Source organism: Bacillus sp. ME78 (assembly GCF_903970865.1).
GTDB lineage: Bacteria > Bacillota > Bacilli > Bacillales > Bacillaceae_G > Bacillus_A > Bacillus_A cereus.
This window is the reverse complement of record NZ_CAJCKK010000001.1, coordinates 240695-253334: the sequence shown is the minus strand read 5'-3', so window position 1 is coordinate 253334 and position 12640 is coordinate 240695. Positions and strand designations below refer to the sequence as shown.

The window sequence follows — 12640 nt, the reverse complement described above, 5'->3', positions numbered from 1 at the left end:
ACACATATTTATATATGGAGGTGACCATGATGGTATGGTACGATATTATATTCAGATTAGTTATAGCAATTATTGTAGGAGCTTGCATCGGAATGGAAAGACAATGGAGACATCGAATGGCTGGGTTACGGACAAATGCTCTCGTATCACTTGGTGCCTGTATATTTGTTTTATTATCCGTCATGCTTGATCATGATGCTAGCCCCTCACGCATTGCTGCTCAAGTCGTTAGTGGCATTGGTTTTTTAGGGGGTGGCGTTATTATCCGCGATGGTTTTAGTATTAGAGGGCTAAATACGGCAGCTACTTTATGGTGTGCAGCTGCTGTCGGTACTCTTACAGGCGCCGGTTTCCTCGTTGCAGCTATATTAGGTGCAGCCGGCGTGTTACTAGCAAATATACTTCTTCGCCCAATTGCTCTTTTTATGAATAAAAAATCAAAAGAAGAATCACCTGAACAAACGAACTACTTACTTTCCCTTACTTGTTCAGAAGAAACTGAAGCACATATTCGTTTTTTACTTATGCATATGGTAAGTACAGAAGGGCTCAGTTTAAAAGAGTTGTATAGTGAAGATGTAGATTCTAATCAAAAAGTTTGTATACAGGCTACATTACATTGCAAGACAAATGCAGCTATCTTAATTGAAAAAATAGTAAGTAGAATGCTATTAGAATCTGGCGTTACTGGAGCTGGATGGAAGACTTCTTTAGATTTAGAAGCGAGTTAAATAGGAAAGGTGTCATGATTTTTACTACTTCATGACACCTTCTACATAAATTTATTTTCTAACTTTTGTTGAAACGACTTCTCTTGCTTACGTAGTAGTTGACTACCTCGTTGTAAAAGCAGTGTTCCATACTTATCATTAATTTGATCAATGACAGCAAGTAGCGGTTCTTTTTTTGCATCCTCTTCAAATGAAAACAAATCTAATTGTTTCACCGATTCTGTCTTCCACTCTATTTCAGTAGCTGTAACACCTAGTAAACGAACGGAATCACCATCCCAATGTTGCTTCCATAAACGGGATGCTGCTTGAAAAATATCGCGTTCTTCCGAAATCGCATTTTTCAATTGCTTACTCCGTGTTACTGTTCGCCTATCATGGTATTTAATCATAATTTGAATATTATAGCTGACAAGGGTTCGCTTTTGTAACCTTTTACTCACTGACTTTGATAAACGTTCTAACATATCAAGTAATTCTTTCTCTTCATCCATATCCTTTGAAAAAGTCATCGAGTTACCGACACTTTTATGCTGTCCCATTTGACTCGGATCCACTTCCCTATCATCCATACCTTTTGCACGCCTTTGCAAATCAACACCGTGCTTGCCAATTTTAGCGCGAATGATATGCTCGTCTCCCTTTGCCAACTGTTCAATTGTCTGTATATGAATATCATTTAATTTTCCAGCTGTTTTCTCACCAATTCCATGCATTGCTCCAACTGGACGTGGCCAAATCAGTTCTGGAATATCGCGTTTTCGAAGCACGGTAATACCAAGTGGTTTTTTCATATCTGAAGCGGTCTTTGCTAGGAAAAGATTTGGAGCGATTCCAATACTACACGGAAGCTGCAACTCTGTTAATAGTGCTTGTTGAATCATCTTTGCTATTTCAAGAGGAGAACCAAGTGCGTAGCAATCTGTAATATCTAAATACCCTTCATCTATTGAGACTGGTTGTATCTTTTCTGTAAAACGGGAAAGGACTTGAAACATTTGAAATGAAGCTTCGCGATATAATGTGAAATTAGGACGCCTTACAACTAATTGCGGGCATAACCTTTTCGCTTCCCAAAGGGGCATCGTCGTACGTATTCCGTATTCTCTCGCCTCATAACTACATGTTATAATAATTCCTTTTCTCTCTTTTTCATTTCCAGCAACCGCTAATGGCTTTCCTTGTAATGATGGATCATGAGCAATTTCAACAGATGCGAAAAAGCAATTCATATCTACATGTAAAATTACACGACCATTTTTCGGATACATTTCTCGCATAGTACTCACTCCCTAATCAGAACGTTCGTTCTTTTATTATATCAAATTTTGCACAATAGTTATAATAATTACTTGTTCTTTTTTATAATCCATATAAAGAGGATACACATGTGAAAGAGGCTGATTATGGTGAAATTAACTATATGTTCCTTGTAGTTATATTAATCATCATAATTATTTACTCCTTCCAATTTTCAACATGAATACGTTTGGATTTTTCTCTCGTCTAATATTATATACTGCTATGATTTTTCTTGTATTGGCTTATACGCCTTGTAAAAACAATCGAATCAAAATAAAAAGCGTGTAAATCACAATTGATTTACACGCTTTTTCTATTCTATTACTTCGCTACTTCTTCAATAATTGCAACAACTAATTCTGCTGTTTTTGCTAACTCTTCAACAGGAATCTTCTCGTTTGTTGTATGAATTTCTTCATAACCAACTGCCAAGTTAACTGTTGGGATACCGTGTCCTGCAATTACGTTTGCATCACTTCCGCCACCACTTTGGTGAAGAGAAGGTGTACGACCAATTTTTTCAGCTGCACGTTTTGCAACTTCTACAACGTGATCGCCATCAGCAAATTTAAATCCTGGGTACATAACGTTTACTTCAACGTCTGCATGACCACCCATTTCTTTTGCAGTTGTTTCAAATGCTTCTTTCATTTTCGCAACTTGTGCTTCCATTTTCTCATTGATTAAAGAACGAGCTTCTGCAAAGATTTGTACATGATCGCAAACGATATTCGTTTGTGTACCACCTTCAAAACGTCCAATGTTTGCAGTCGTTTCAGAGTCAATGCGACCAAGTGGCATCTTCGCAATTGCTTTCGCTGCGATAGTAATTGCAGATACACCTTTCTCCGGTGCTACACCAGCGTGAGCTGTTTTCCCGCGAATAATTGCGTTCACTTTCGCTTGTGTTGGAGCTGCAACAACGATTTCACCAACTTTTCCATCGCTATCTAATGCGTAGCCATACTTCGCTGTAATACGCTCACGATCTAAAGCTTTTGCACCAACAAGACCTGATTCTTCTCCGACTGTAATAATAAATTCAATTTTACCGTGAGAGATATTTTTCTCTTTTAAAACACGGATTGCTTCGAACATTGATGCTAATCCAGCTTTATCATCCGCGCCCAAAATTGTTGTACCATCTGATACGATATATCCATCTTTAATAGAAGGCTTAATTCCATTACCAGGAACTACTGTATCCATATGAGAAGTAAAGTAAATTGTATCAACACCATCTTTTGTTGCTGGTAAAGTACAAATTAAGTTACCTGCACCATGACCAGTTACAGCCATTGTGTCATCTTCAAATACTTCTACACCTAAATCTGTAAATTTCTTCGTTAATACTTTGCAGATTTCTGCTTCAAATTTCGTTTCAGAATCTACTTGTACTAATTCCATAAATTCATTTACTAAACGTTCTTGATTAATCATAAGACTGCGCCTCCTGCACTACCATTATGTATGTAACACTATTAATTATAACAGAATTTCGCAAAAGTTTCGAAATACAAGACAAAAAACAGATGGTTTACATGTCTAGATAACCATCTGCTTTCTATTACTCATTTAACAATACCCAGCGCATATGATCCTCCCACACGCCATTTACCATTAACATCTTCCTAGACACGCCTTCATATTGAAAGCCTATCTTCGTCACTACTTGTATAGATGCTAAATTACGAGGCATAATCGGAGCTTCTATACGATGTAACTGAAATCCCTCAAAAGCAACTTGAATTGCTTTTCTAAGCGCTTCTGTCGTATACCCTTTGTTTAACTCTGCTTTATCTAATTTATAACCGAGTACACAAGATTGATAAATGCCACGAACGATTAAATTAAATGAAATACACCCAATTATTTTCGTATCATCACCCTTTTTAAAAATCCATAGTCTGATGATTTTCCCTTCTTCGAACTCTTTTCTATCCTTTTGCAACTTTTTCTTTTGATAATCTAGCGTAAAAAAATCATCCGGTCTATACTCTTCCCAAGCTTTTAAAAACTCACGATTTCTGTCGTAATATTGAAGAACTGTTTCAGCATACGACTCATCAATTTCCTTTAAATATAAACGATCTGTTTCGTATATTTTCATCATCGTATCTCCATTCTTCAGCTTGCCCAACTAAAAATTAACAATATACCCTTTTACTATATTCTCTACACACACTCAAATTTCCTGTTATATTTTGCAACCCCTTCCCGAATTTTGTCCTTACTCTCCCCTTGTCCATAATTTCATTTCTCGTTACAATGAAATTGTACTGATTTGCAAGGAGGTATAACGATGCATAAAAAAGCTCAAAAAATTATGGTTTATGTGATGCTAATTTCTATGCTTGTAACAACATTACTTGCTGGCGCGAGTATGTTTTGGTAAAAAGGGCGATGTGTTCGTCCTTTTTTTACTTTTTACACATGACAAAATAAACCATCTCGACATCGAGATGGTTTATTTTATATAAAACACAATCGCTACAATACTAAAGGAAAATGACATTACAAGTGCTATTACAAAACTTGTATATTGTTTCTGCTGAAATGCCCCAATAACAAAAGTGAGATTAAGTAATGCCATACATACAATCGCTACAAGATAAGAACATATATTAAAAGTTGCCAATATGAATGTAATAACAAATAGAAATCCCATAAAAAACTGCATATACGAAAGTTTTGGATTCAAGTACATATGAGCAACCCCTTTATCTAATTTTATCTTTCTATACTTTCATTAACGCATGGTTATGTACACATGTCAAGACAACTTATTACAATAGAAAAAGCCAACCTTTTCGTTGGCTTCTTCATATGCAACGGCTCCTTTTTCTTTTGCCAATTGCTGAAATGATTTTTTCGATTTCACAATCCATACTTTCGTTCCAATTGGAATACGATCAAACAAATATTCCACATCGTTTTTCTTCATTCTTATACATCCTTGTGAAATATACTTTCCAATTGAACTCGGTTGGTTTGTTCCATGTATTCCATATTTACTTCCATCAGTTCCTCTTGCATTAAATCCAATCCACCTTGATCCAAGTGGATTTTTTGGCGATCCACCTGGAATATCCTTCGCAATGTAATACGGATCCTTCGCTTTCATTACAACATCAAAAGTTCCTTCTGGAGTTAATTCATTCGTTTTCCCTGTCGCTACTGGAAAAACCTTTTGAATCTTTCCATCGTCAATGTAAGCTAATTTATTCGTTGCTTTATTTACAATAATAAAAGGATCTCCGGCACGTGGATTATCCCCAAGAGGCCAAATCGGTGATAAAGAAAGACATAATATGATAGAGAGAAGATACGGCATAGATAATTCCTACCTTCTATATAAGTTCTTTTATATTATCCTTTCCCTTAAAGCGACTTTTAATGAGTAAATATTGTTCCATTTCATACACAAGTTGGACAAGTTTCGCACGTATCTCAAATTCTTCGCGTGTAGCTGGCAATGGCATGTCTCTAAATAATTCCCTCATTTCTTGAAGCTGCCTTAAGGAAATAACGCCTGTACTCTCAGGGCTAATAGCATTACCAATGTTTTCAACAACATCTGCAATCATGTCAGCTTGTTCATACGTCCACGATAAAGAAGCTGCTAATGGTATCATTCGCTCTAAAATTTCGAATTGTTGCATACGCATATTAAAATAACGATAGTAATAATCATCTTCTCGCATAAATGCATTCTCAAGTTTTTTAAACGATAAATCTCTTGCTTCATTTAACATATTCTCGGTTTCAATGAGTTCTGCTCCACTCCAACTACTTTCTCGATTTCGTAAATACACAACCATTTCAAACAAAATCGTTTTAAAATTACTCTCTATTTTATCCTGATACTCTTTTAGCTTATTTTCACTACTCGGCATATACATATTTACTAATAACGCCACGCTAATTCCTATTGTTAATATAGCAATTTCATTTCCAACTATAAGCCATGTAATTTGCTTCAATGAATATAGATGCATAACAATAACTGAACTCGTGACAATACCTTCTTGAATTTTAAGCATTACTGCAGTCGGAATAAATGTAAGTAACAATATACTAATTGCAAGTGGTGTATAGCCGATCGTTTCAAAAATACAAAACGCGAATACCATTGATAATACACACGCTAGAAAACGATGTAACGACACTTGAAGCGATTTGCGCTTCGTATTTTGTACACATAAAATAACTAAAATACCTGCTGAACTATAAAATTCTAATCCTAATAACTGAGCAATAAAAACTGCCGCGCCTGTCCCTATTGCTGTTTTTACTGTACGGTATCCAATTTTGAACATATCATTGCTCCTATATGTATAAACGTATTTACAGCTAGTATAAAAAAAGGATGACACAATGTCATCCTTTTCTACTTATTATTCACATAACCTTTTCATATTACAATATTTTTTGTAAAAATTGTTGCGCACGTTCACTTTTCGGCGCTGCAAAAAATTCTTCTGGCGCACTATCTTCTACAAGCTTTCCTCCGTCCAAGAAAAGAACACGATCTGCCACTTCTTTTGCAAAGCCCATTTCATGTGTAACAATAGCCATCGTCATTCCTGTCGTAACTAACGATTTCATAACTTCTAACACTTCTTTCACCATCTCTGGATCTAGCGCCGATGTCGGTTCATCAAATAACATAACTTCCGGTTCCATCGCTAACGCTCTTGCAATTGCTACACGTTGCTTTTGTCCTCCCGACAAACGATTCGGATACGTATTTTTTTTATCTACTAATCCAACCTTTTCTAAAAGTTTCTCAGCTTTCTTTTCAGCTTCTTGCTTCGTTACCCCTTTTACATTGATAGGGGCATACGCAATATTTTCTAATACAGTCATATGAGGAAATAAGTGAAAATGCTGAAATACCATACCGACATTTTCACGAACATGCATAACATTCGTTTTCGGATTCGTTACTTCTTCCGTTCCAATCCAAATGTGACCATCCGTTGGTGCTTCTAACATATTCATACAACGTAAAAATGTTGATTTTCCTGATCCAGAAGGTCCTATAATTGCAACTACTTCCCCTTTTTCAATCGTTGTTGTAATTCCTTTTAATACTTCGTTTTTACCAAATGATTTATGAAGGTTTTCAATTTTAATCACTTTTCTTCATTCTCCCTTCAATTGCCTTCCCGACTAATGTAAGAATAATGACTAACATATAATAAATCAGTCCAACAAAAAGTAATGGTTCAAGATATTTAAATGTCTCACCACCTACAATGTAAGCACGACGCATTAAATCAGTCGCGCCTATTACTGTTACTACAGCTGATTCTTTCGTAAGTGTCGCAAATTCGTTCACAAGCGCTGGTAATATATTTTTTAATGCTTGAGGGAAAATAATATTTCTCATCATTTTTCCGTATGGTATCCCTAAAGCCATTGCTGCTTCTGTTTGTCCTTTATCAACTGCTTGAATACCAGCACGAATTACTTCTGACATGTATGCACCTGAATTCAAGCTAAATGCAAGTACAGCTGCTAAGAATGCTGGTATTTCATAACCAATTATTTGCGGGACACCGAAATAAATAATCATTAATTGCAATACAAGTGGTGTACCACGAAAAATTGATGTATAAAAATCTGCTGCTATATTTAATGCTCGTATTCTAGCAATTTTACAAAGTGCTAATAACGTTCCTAAAATAAATCCTGCTAAAGCTGATACCGCTACAATTTTCAAAGTAACTTCTAAACCTTTTAGTATATATGGTATCGAAGGCGTAATCGCCGAAAAATCTAAGTTCATTCTTTTCATTCCCCTCACAGAAAAGTGAAAGGCAGCTTATTTTCCGCTGCCAAACCATTTCTTCACTAATTTATCCATTTCTCCATTTTCTTGCATTTTTTTAATTACTTTATTAAATTCAGCTGTTTTATCACTGTTTTTCGGAAGGGCAATTGCTGCTCCAACTTCTTCTGGCGCTTCTTTAATTTCAATTCCTTGTAAATCTTTCATTTTCTCTAAATAATTTTTAGCAACTGTGTCTTCTATAATTGCAGCGTCAAAACGACCAGCTTTAATTTCTTGTACGATTTCTGGTATACGGTCACGTCCCTCAACTTGGAAATCTACTTGTTTTTTAAATTCTGCCGCTTTCTCTTCTTGAATAGATCCTGTTTGTACCCCTACTTTTTTCCCTTTTAAATCCTCTACAGATTTAATGTTAGAATCCTTTTTAGAAACAACCATATTTTTCGCAACAAAATAAATATCTGTAAAATCAACATTATTTTTACGCTCTGCAGTTGGCGTCATGCCTGCCATTACGAAATCAACTTTTCCTGAACTAAGAGATGCTAATAAACCACCAAAATCCATATCTTTCACTTTCACTTCATACCCAAGTTCTTTTCCGATATATTTAGCAACATCAACATCAAAACCAATAATTTCATCACTTTTTGAAGCTTCCACGTATTCATATGGTTTATAATCTGCTGAAGTCCCCATTACGAGTACTTTCTTATTTCCTTTTGTTTCTTTCGATTCCCCATTACTACAAGCGCTGAATATACTTACAATTAAAATAAGTGCAAACGATATTGATACTAACTTCTTCATCTTTCTTCCCCCTAATAATGTATATTTAAAAGTTTAATAGAATATTTATTCGATGTTTGTATTGTATCAGCACTTTTATTTTTATGCAATATATAAAATAAAAATAAATAATAAAACAATATAAATGCTATTTGTTATGTATAAAATAATGCATAAAATAACATAACTATGCATATCTCTGAAATTTTAATAATAAATAAAAAAGGCGGCACATCCACTTGATTGTGGACGTGCCGCCTTTTCTCTTATTTTTTATAGTTCTTCACAATTCTCTTCAAAATATGATTGTAGTTTCGCAATAACTTGCATCGGTTCATGACCTTCAATTTCATGACGCTCTACCATCGTTACAATTTTTCCATCTTTTAATAAAGCAAATGATGGAGAAGAAGGTGGGTACCCTTCGAAATATTCACGCGCTCTTGCTGTCGCTTCTTTATCTTGACCTGCAAACACCGTTACAAGGTGGTTAGGACGTTTATCATAATGTACGGAATGCGCAGCAGCAGGACGAGCAATACCACCTGCACAACCACATACAGAGTTTACCATTACAAGTGTTGTTCCATTTCTTTTAAACGCTTCTTCTACCGCTTCTGGCGTCGTCAATTCTGTATATCCAGCAGAGACAATCTCTTCACGCGCTTGGCGGACAACATCATTCATAAAAAAGTTAAAATTAATCACTCTTTTCCCTCCTCTAAAACTACCTATTTGTATCTTACCAGTTAATGTTTATGAAATACAAGTAAGTTTACTTGTATTTAAGTATAGAAAAGGTGTTAGAGCAATTGCTCTAACACCTTTTCTTTAATGACCACGATGTTTTTGCTTTGCTTTTTGTACTTTAATTAAACGTCTTCTTTCTTTTTCAGCTTCTCGCTTCTCCTTAGACTGCACTTTCTTTTCTTGTTTATGCAATTCATAAGATAAACTAATCGCCTCTTGCGCCTTAGTAAAACGTTTAACATTTGTTTCTTTTGCTGCTTGTCGTATGATACGCTTTATGTTTTTAGGACGCTGTTTTTCTTTAACTTCTACACCACATTTTGCAAAATGCTGAAAATGCTCTAAAAGTGAACTATTCACAAACATAAGCACTTCTTCATCTGACGGTTCCGCTCCAAAAATATACCTTGCTCCATACAATTTCCCTTGTTCTTTACATGTAATGATTCCAACAAAAAATTGGCCATCGTGATATACTGTCAACTCCATTGACAGCCCCTCCTTTAAAAAATTAGAAATACGGGACATCCCGGAGGGGAAGGTTACTGACATGAAATCATGCGTCTGGACTACCAACCAGAGCTGTGTTTTTGTATTTCTTTCACTTTTATTATATCTTTTTTTCCATAATCTTCATATATTCAACAATCATTTTTTTATGCGATCCTACAATATAGTCAGGTAGTTCTGTTACTGAAAAGAATTTAAGCTGAACAGCTTCTTCTTTATTCATAACAAAATCCCCTTCGTATTCATCCGTATAATAGGCGGTTGTTACAGATTGAAATTCATCACCATTTGCTAATTTTGTAAAGTAGTTCGCTCCAGAAAATACATTGATTAGTCGCAAGTTCTTCACTTTTATTCCTGTCTCTTCATATACTTCACGATAAGCTGTTTCTTCTGGTGATTCACTAAGCTCCATTAGCCCGCCAGGTAGCCCCCATTTTCCGTACGGCTCTGTCCGCTGCTGCAATAAAACATAACCATTTTCATCTATAACGAGTACAACAGCACCAACTAAAATTAAAGGGCGATGACCAACTATTTTTCGTAATTCTTCTACATATCCCACCGTATCGCCTCCTTTTTCGTTGTCCACACTATTGTATCATATGTACGAAACGACAAAATGCGTATATTTTTCATTTTTTTAACAAAATATTTATTTTATGTGATTCATCTACTGTAGCTAACATAATGGATTCTACTTCTGTACTCTCCTCTAGAAATTCTCTCGCCCACGCTTCTGTTTTTCCTAATAATGCAAGAACATCTTTCTGAATCCTCCCATCCTTTACTAATATAAAAGAAACTGGAGATTTTCTTCCCGCCACTTTAAGATCAAGCCGCGAAACTGCTTCATATTCTGGATACCGAAATATAGAAACGACACCGTTCGCTTCCCATAATGCTAATTTAATCGTTTGAATATCGCTCACATTTCGCATACGAAGTTCCGAAAACAAATATTCCACGGTAATTCTCGCCTTTTTCAAATTGCTAAAATCAATGGAACCATTATGTATAAGAATGATAGGTGCTGGCTCTAAAAAGCGTCTCCATCTATCCCATTTCAGCATTAAAACTGAGCTTATAATATGAAGTACAACGAGTATGAACGTTGTAATCATCGAGCCCAGTAACCCTACTTTTTCATCAGACAATGCGTTAGAAATATTCCCACCCAGCAATAACACTAATACAACATCTAAAAAACGAAGTTGTGCGATAGACCTTTGCCCCATTGCTTTCGCAACTAATATTAAAAATATGTATGCTATAATAGCCCGAATAACCCATTCACTATTAGAAAGATGCCGTGCTCCTTCAAAAATATGCATATGCATCACTTTGCACTCCTTACCCGTCTCAAACTGCTATCCTGTTTTAGTTTGCAACGTTTATGAGCATATATGTAAAAAAAGCTGGTTCGTTTAAAAACGAACCAGCTTTTTTTACTTAACTGAAAACATATATTTTTTATAAGTTTTCCGTACCGATAGTATTAGCCCCATCATAATCATATTCGAGAATAAGGAACTTCCCCCATACGATAAGAAAGGTAATGCAATACCTTTTACAGGCATTAACCCAACGATCATACCGATGTTTTGGAATATTTGAACTGTTAATATACCGATAGATCCAGCGCATAATAATGTACCAAATAAATTATCAGCGGAATAACCAATAATAATTGTTCGATATAGTAGCAACAGGAACAAGAAGACAACTAACGCTGCTACGATAAATCCACCTTCTTCGGCAATTGTAGCGAAAATAAAGTCAGTATGCTTCTCTGGGATATAGACGCTTCCTCCCCCAAACCCTTTACCTTCCATTCCTCCACTACCTACAGCTAAAATCGATTGTTGCGTTTGATAACCTTGATCTGCATTTTCAAATGGATTTAACCAACCTACAATACGCGACTGTTGGTGAGGTTTTAGTAAAGTAACTAAATTATTATAGAAAAAATCTTGATACTTAAAGAAAATAAATATTAAAGCAGATAATATGGTCAACGGAATAACTGTACATAATGCTATCAATTTCTTTTGAATACCTGACATAAATAAAATACATGCAATAGCAGCAGCATATAAGAACACCATACCTGTATCCGGTTGACTATATACAACCGCCATAGGTGGAAGTGACACTAGCATAATTTTACCTACTAGCTTTAAATCTGTTTGGAATGTCCTTGCCATATACTGTGCATTATGTTTTACTGCTATACTCGCTACTACAAGTAGCAATGCAATTTTGAAAAACTCAGACGGCTGAATTTGTCCAAATACTGGGAAAACAAACCATCTTTTTGCACCTAATTTTTCAGGTGTAAAACCTGATGGTGGTAATACTTTCAAAAGAATAAGTGAAGCAAACCCAGCAATATAAAGCGGCCAAGATAATTTTTGTAACTGATCTAAATCAATGCTTGCAACAAGAAGTAACAATACAACCCCAATTATGTAGTTAACACCTTGTTTCATAGCAAAGTTTGCAGCTCCATACTGTCCCGTTTGCTGACTGCTATATATAGCAGCTATACTCGTCACACATAGTGCACACAAAATTAAAATTAATTTTACATCTAAACTTTTTAGAAACTCGGTACTTCTTTTCATGACATCCTCCTGAAACATTGTTACGGCAAAAATAAAAAACCAGGAGTCAACATTCTTCATGTTTTGACGACTGATTACACATTATCTATAAAACACTTATATAGAATAACTCTCTTTTTCATACAATACAA

General features: G+C 35.4%; 16 protein-coding genes. 2 read left to right on the top strand and 14 right to left on the bottom strand.

Annotated features, from left to right (window positions below):
* Nucleotides 1-29: 29 nt before the first annotated feature.
* Complete coding sequence (locus H6481_RS01410; protein WP_140155615.1) at nucleotides 30-731, top strand: MgtC/SapB family protein; 702 nt, start codon at nucleotides 30-32, stop codon at nucleotides 729-731.
* Nucleotides 732-772: 41 nt separating this feature from the next.
* On the opposite strand, the gene H6481_RS01405 is transcribed toward H6481_RS01410, so the two are convergent.
* From H6481_RS01405 to H6481_RS01395, 3 genes are all read right to left on the bottom strand, one after another.
* On the bottom strand, nucleotides 773-2011 hold the full coding sequence (locus tag H6481_RS01405; protein ID WP_098852219.1) for a DNA polymerase IV: 1239 nt from the start codon (nucleotides 2009-2011) through the stop codon (nucleotides 773-775).
* A 343-nt stretch (nucleotides 2012-2354) separates the two neighbouring features.
* Nucleotides 2355-3473, bottom strand: coding sequence for a tripeptidase T (locus tag H6481_RS01400; RefSeq protein WP_000609816.1), 1119 nt, complete (start codon nucleotides 3471-3473; stop codon nucleotides 2355-2357).
* Nucleotides 3474-3600: 127 nt separating this feature from the next.
* On the bottom strand, nucleotides 3601-4146 hold the full coding sequence (locus H6481_RS01395; RefSeq protein WP_025118231.1) for a GNAT family protein: 546 nt from the start codon (nucleotides 4144-4146) through the stop codon (nucleotides 3601-3603).
* A gap of 189 nt (nucleotides 4147-4335) precedes the next feature.
* Here H6481_RS01395 and prli42 point away from each other — a divergent pair, with 189 nt between their 5' ends.
* On the top strand, nucleotides 4336-4428 hold the full coding sequence (gene prli42, locus H6481_RS01390; RefSeq protein ID WP_000549037.1) for a stressosome-associated protein Prli42: 93 nt from the start codon (nucleotides 4336-4338) through the stop codon (nucleotides 4426-4428).
* Between the two features lie 72 nt (nucleotides 4429-4500).
* On the opposite strand, the gene H6481_RS01385 is transcribed toward prli42, so the two are convergent.
* The 11 genes from H6481_RS01385 to H6481_RS01335 form a co-directional block, all read right to left on the bottom strand.
* The gene (locus H6481_RS01385; protein ID WP_000281167.1) at nucleotides 4501-4740 is read right to left on the bottom strand and encodes a DUF3894 domain-containing protein; all 240 of its coding nucleotides are present in this window, start codon (nucleotides 4738-4740) and stop codon (nucleotides 4501-4503) included.
* A 66-nt stretch (nucleotides 4741-4806) separates the two neighbouring features.
* Nucleotides 4807-5367: a L,D-transpeptidase gene (locus H6481_RS01380; protein WP_001146564.1), complete on the bottom strand. Its 561-nt coding sequence runs from the start codon at nucleotides 5365-5367 to the stop codon at nucleotides 4807-4809.
* A 16-nt stretch (nucleotides 5368-5383) separates the two neighbouring features.
* Complete coding sequence (locus tag H6481_RS01375) at nucleotides 5384-6352, bottom strand: aromatic acid exporter family protein (RefSeq protein ID WP_000472671.1); 969 nt, start codon at nucleotides 6350-6352, stop codon at nucleotides 5384-5386.
* A 100-nt stretch (nucleotides 6353-6452) separates the two neighbouring features.
* On the bottom strand, nucleotides 6453-7175 hold the full coding sequence (locus H6481_RS01370) for an amino acid ABC transporter ATP-binding protein (protein ID WP_071729693.1): 723 nt from the start codon (nucleotides 7173-7175) through the stop codon (nucleotides 6453-6455).
* Entirely contained in the window at nucleotides 7168-7827 is a 660-nt protein-coding gene (locus tag H6481_RS01365; RefSeq protein ID WP_001046915.1) for an amino acid ABC transporter permease, read from the bottom strand. The genes H6481_RS01370 and H6481_RS01365 overlap by 8 nt, the downstream gene beginning before the upstream one ends.
* Before the next feature lie 36 nt (nucleotides 7828-7863).
* Complete coding sequence (locus H6481_RS01360; RefSeq protein ID WP_000737678.1) at nucleotides 7864-8643, bottom strand: transporter substrate-binding domain-containing protein; 780 nt, start codon at nucleotides 8641-8643, stop codon at nucleotides 7864-7866.
* A 252-nt stretch (nucleotides 8644-8895) separates the two neighbouring features.
* Nucleotides 8896-9309, bottom strand: coding sequence for a BrxA/BrxB family bacilliredoxin (locus H6481_RS01355; RefSeq protein ID WP_001979317.1), 414 nt, complete (start codon nucleotides 9307-9309; stop codon nucleotides 8896-8898).
* Nucleotides 9310-9453: 144 nt separating this feature from the next.
* The gene (locus tag H6481_RS01350) at nucleotides 9454-9861 is read right to left on the bottom strand and encodes a YjdF family protein (protein WP_000424203.1); all 408 of its coding nucleotides are present in this window, start codon (nucleotides 9859-9861) and stop codon (nucleotides 9454-9456) included.
* A gap of 121 nt (nucleotides 9862-9982) precedes the next feature.
* Entirely contained in the window at nucleotides 9983-10447 is a 465-nt protein-coding gene (locus tag H6481_RS01345; RefSeq protein WP_065229330.1) for an NUDIX hydrolase, read from the bottom strand.
* A 70-nt stretch (nucleotides 10448-10517) separates the two neighbouring features.
* Nucleotides 10518-11222 carry a YetF domain-containing protein gene (locus H6481_RS01340; RefSeq protein ID WP_069356182.1) on the bottom strand — a complete coding sequence of 235 codons (705 nt, stop codon included), beginning with the start codon at nucleotides 11220-11222 and terminating at the stop codon, nucleotides 10518-10520.
* Between the two features lie 108 nt (nucleotides 11223-11330).
* Complete coding sequence (locus tag H6481_RS01335; protein ID WP_000831181.1) at nucleotides 11331-12509, bottom strand: FtsW/RodA/SpoVE family cell cycle protein; 1179 nt, start codon at nucleotides 12507-12509, stop codon at nucleotides 11331-11333.
* Nucleotides 12510-12640 lie beyond the last annotated feature (131 nt).

Excerpts from the sequence above, each read along its gene's own strand:
- prli42 (WP_000549037.1), top strand. The coding sequence starts at position 4,336 with ATGCATAAAAAAGCTCAAAAAATTATGGTTTATGTGATGCTAATTTCT.
- H6481_RS01410 (WP_140155615.1), top strand. The coding sequence starts at position 30 with ATGGTATGGTACGATATTATATTCAGATTAGTTATAGCAATTATTGTA.
- H6481_RS01395 (WP_025118231.1), bottom strand. The coding sequence starts at position 4,146 with ATGATGAAAATATACGAAACAGATCGTTTATATTTAAAGGAAATTGAT.
- H6481_RS01340 (WP_069356182.1), bottom strand. The coding sequence starts at position 11,222 with ATGCATATGCATATTTTTGAAGGAGCACGGCATCTTTCTAATAGTGAA.
- H6481_RS01355 (WP_001979317.1), bottom strand. The coding sequence starts at position 9,309 with ATGAATGATGTTGTCCGCCAAGCGCGTGAAGAGATTGTCTCTGCTGGA.
- H6481_RS01335 (WP_000831181.1), bottom strand. The coding sequence starts at position 12,509 with ATGAAAAGAAGTACCGAGTTTCTAAAAAGTTTAGATGTAAAATTAATT.
- H6481_RS01365 (WP_001046915.1), bottom strand. The coding sequence starts at position 7,827 with ATGAACTTAGATTTTTCGGCGATTACGCCTTCGATACCATATATACTA.
- H6481_RS01400 (WP_000609816.1), bottom strand. The coding sequence starts at position 3,473 with ATGATTAATCAAGAACGTTTAGTAAATGAATTTATGGAATTAGTACAA.
- H6481_RS01350 (WP_000424203.1), bottom strand. The coding sequence starts at position 9,861 with ATGGAGTTGACAGTATATCACGATGGCCAATTTTTTGTTGGAATCATT.
- H6481_RS01380 (WP_001146564.1), bottom strand. The coding sequence starts at position 5,367 with ATGCCGTATCTTCTCTCTATCATATTATGTCTTTCTTTATCACCGATT.
- H6481_RS01375 (WP_000472671.1), bottom strand. The coding sequence starts at position 6,352 with ATGTTCAAAATTGGATACCGTACAGTAAAAACAGCAATAGGGACAGGC.
- H6481_RS01385 (WP_000281167.1), bottom strand. The coding sequence starts at position 4,740 with ATGTACTTGAATCCAAAACTTTCGTATATGCAGTTTTTTATGGGATTT.
- H6481_RS01405 (WP_098852219.1), bottom strand. The coding sequence starts at position 2,011 with ATGCGAGAAATGTATCCGAAAAATGGTCGTGTAATTTTACATGTAGAT.
- H6481_RS01360 (WP_000737678.1), bottom strand. The coding sequence starts at position 8,643 with ATGAAGAAGTTAGTATCAATATCGTTTGCACTTATTTTAATTGTAAGT.